The sequence below is a fragment of the Borreliella americana genome (genome assembly GCF_021043605.1).
Classification (GTDB): Bacteria; Spirochaetota; Spirochaetia; order Borreliales; family Borreliaceae; genus Borreliella; species Borreliella americana.
The window spans coordinates 1-2,315 of sequence record NZ_JAJNFB010000043.1; the positions used below are offsets into that span (position 1 = coordinate 1).

The 2,315-nt window shown below is 23.8% G+C and carries 2 protein-coding genes; one reads left to right on the forward strand and one right to left on the reverse strand.

Annotated elements, in window-relative coordinates:
* The first annotated feature begins 253 nt into the window (after positions 1–253).
* The gene (locus LRB30_RS05690) at positions 254–844 is read left to right on the forward strand and encodes an outer surface protein ErpG (protein WP_231020131.1); all 591 of its coding nucleotides are present in this window, start codon (positions 254–256) and stop codon (positions 842–844) included.
* Between the two features lie 1,188 nt (positions 845–2,032).
* Here LRB30_RS05690 and LRB30_RS05695 read toward each other — a convergent pair.
* A partial coding sequence (locus tag LRB30_RS05695) for a PilZ domain-containing protein (protein WP_231020133.1) occupies positions 2,033–2,315 on the reverse strand: 283 nt, incomplete at its 5' end.

The following is a 2,315-nucleotide window of genomic DNA, read 5'->3' on the forward strand; positions in this document are numbered from 1 at the left end:
TCTTTTACTTCTTGAAATCTATCTAGCTTTCTTTTAAGCAATTTTTAAAATTTTATTCACTAACTTAACATAAAAATTAAAGAAAATATTTTTAATTGTATCAGAAATATCAGAAAAAAATATTAAATAAAAAATTCTACATATCAATACCATCAACACCTCAACACCTATTAATATCAATAATATTTATAAAATATTATTGATATTGTATTTATTACACATTGTATTATGCTTAATTCTATGGAGTAATAGTATGAATAAAAAAATGTTTATTGCCTACACTATTTTTATACTAGTAAGTTCTTGCAAGAATCATACAAATGATAAAAATTTAAAAAGTGTTAAAGAGCATCTAGAAAACGAAGCAAAGGGATTCTTAAGTACTAAAACTGAAATAAAAGAAGAAGAATTAAATAAAAATTTTGGAAACTTTGGGACAAAATTTGGAAAATTAATACAAGATGTTAAGCAATTGCATGTACAAGCTGAAAATAAACTAGCTAAAGGCGTTATTAAAGATTTAGAATTAGAAGAAAGGATTGAAAAAAAAGTTCAAGAATTTAAAGAAGAAATCAAAAAAAGAAAGGAAAAATTAGAAAATGCTCAAAAAAAATTCGAAGATTTTAAAAATCAGATTGAGTCTTCCGTTGGAGTAACACATGGAAATAAAGTCCAAAATCAAGGCAAAATTGGATTGCAAGCTTGGAATTGTGCAAAAGAATTGGGTTTAAGTTCAAACTTAACTTATTCTAATAATAATAGCGACATACTATCAAATCAATTTGTAGAAAGCATACTTCAAAAGATTAAAGAAGAGCTTAAAATGTTAGATAATAAAAAATAAACATAGTTGCGATTAAAGTCCCATTTAAAAATAAACAATAAAAAAACAAGATTTGAATAATTAATCTTGTTTTTTAAACAATACTGCAACTAAAAAATGAAGAATAGCTATTTATAGCTATATAAAATAGAAAAATAAAGTCTGCTTTGAGTTTATTTACATAAAAGTTATGTAAACCTCTAATAAAAAAAATTCATTATTTTTACATTTTTTTGTTAAAAAAATTTTTGCTCAAAATCATTTACGATCACACTTTTAAAGAAATACTGTGAATAATATTTTTTAACGTTAAAGAATTTTTAAATTTCATTGCTAAAAATATTGGGGATTTTTAATGTTTATTAGCATGTTATTATTTTTTATAATTGATAATTGATAATTGATAATTGATAATTTTTGTTTTATTTAATATAATGTTGATAGTTTTAATTATCAATATATATTATATATCCCAAATTTATATTTTTTTTTAAAATGCATACATTCAATGTAGTTCTAGTATTGAAATTGTTCGCAAATCAAGATGAAAATATCTATTTATGATATACAATTAAGCAATATTATTTTTCATTAGTTTGTGCAACTTTTTTAAGCTAAAAATCGTTGCAATTAAACAATTATCCAGTATAACTGGAAAAAATATCCAGTTATACTGGAACATTTTACTTTCTTTCTAAAAGAATATAAAAGGGCTGACATTATTTTATTTTAGATTTTGCCTTCAAATTAAGAATAAAAGTATAAATAGAACTATACGTTGATCATAAGACTAAGATTTTTTGAGCTTGTAGATGTTTATAGGTTTTCTTGCGGTTTTATCTAACTCTATTTTTTGTACTTTAGATTCTAATGTTTCCAATCTTTTTTTAAGCTCTTCTAAAGTTTTTATTATTTTTTTTTGATTGATTTCTAAAATTTTGAATTTTTAGATAAAATTGGGTCTTATAATATATATGATTAATAGTATTATTAGGCATATCATCATGGCTGCAAACAAAGCACCAGTGGCAAAGACTATTATTTGATCGTTAGTTAATGTTAAGATTTTATTCATAGTACCCCATCTTACCTATCTATAGATTTACAAGTATCTAGCATATATAAAGCATAATAAACACGCTATCAGCTTCAACAAGAATTAACAATACAAACTGGGCATTGCTAACAAATTTCTACATAAAAATAATTTTAATCTCCAAAATAGTTTAAATAGTTATGGATTATCATAGTATACTCAAGTGGTATACTATCCTCATTAAAAGCAATGCCAAGCGCAAAAACCTTTCCATCAGACGTTTGAATGACGCTTGAACTTCTTACTTTGCCTTTAATAGAAATCTCTTTATCTATAAACTCAATGCTCAAAATCAAATCAACAACCGTATCTTCATTAAGATCTTCATCAAAAAAAACAATAGCCAAAACCCCACCATAAGATAAATCTTTTATTACGCATTTGTACCTTGCCCCA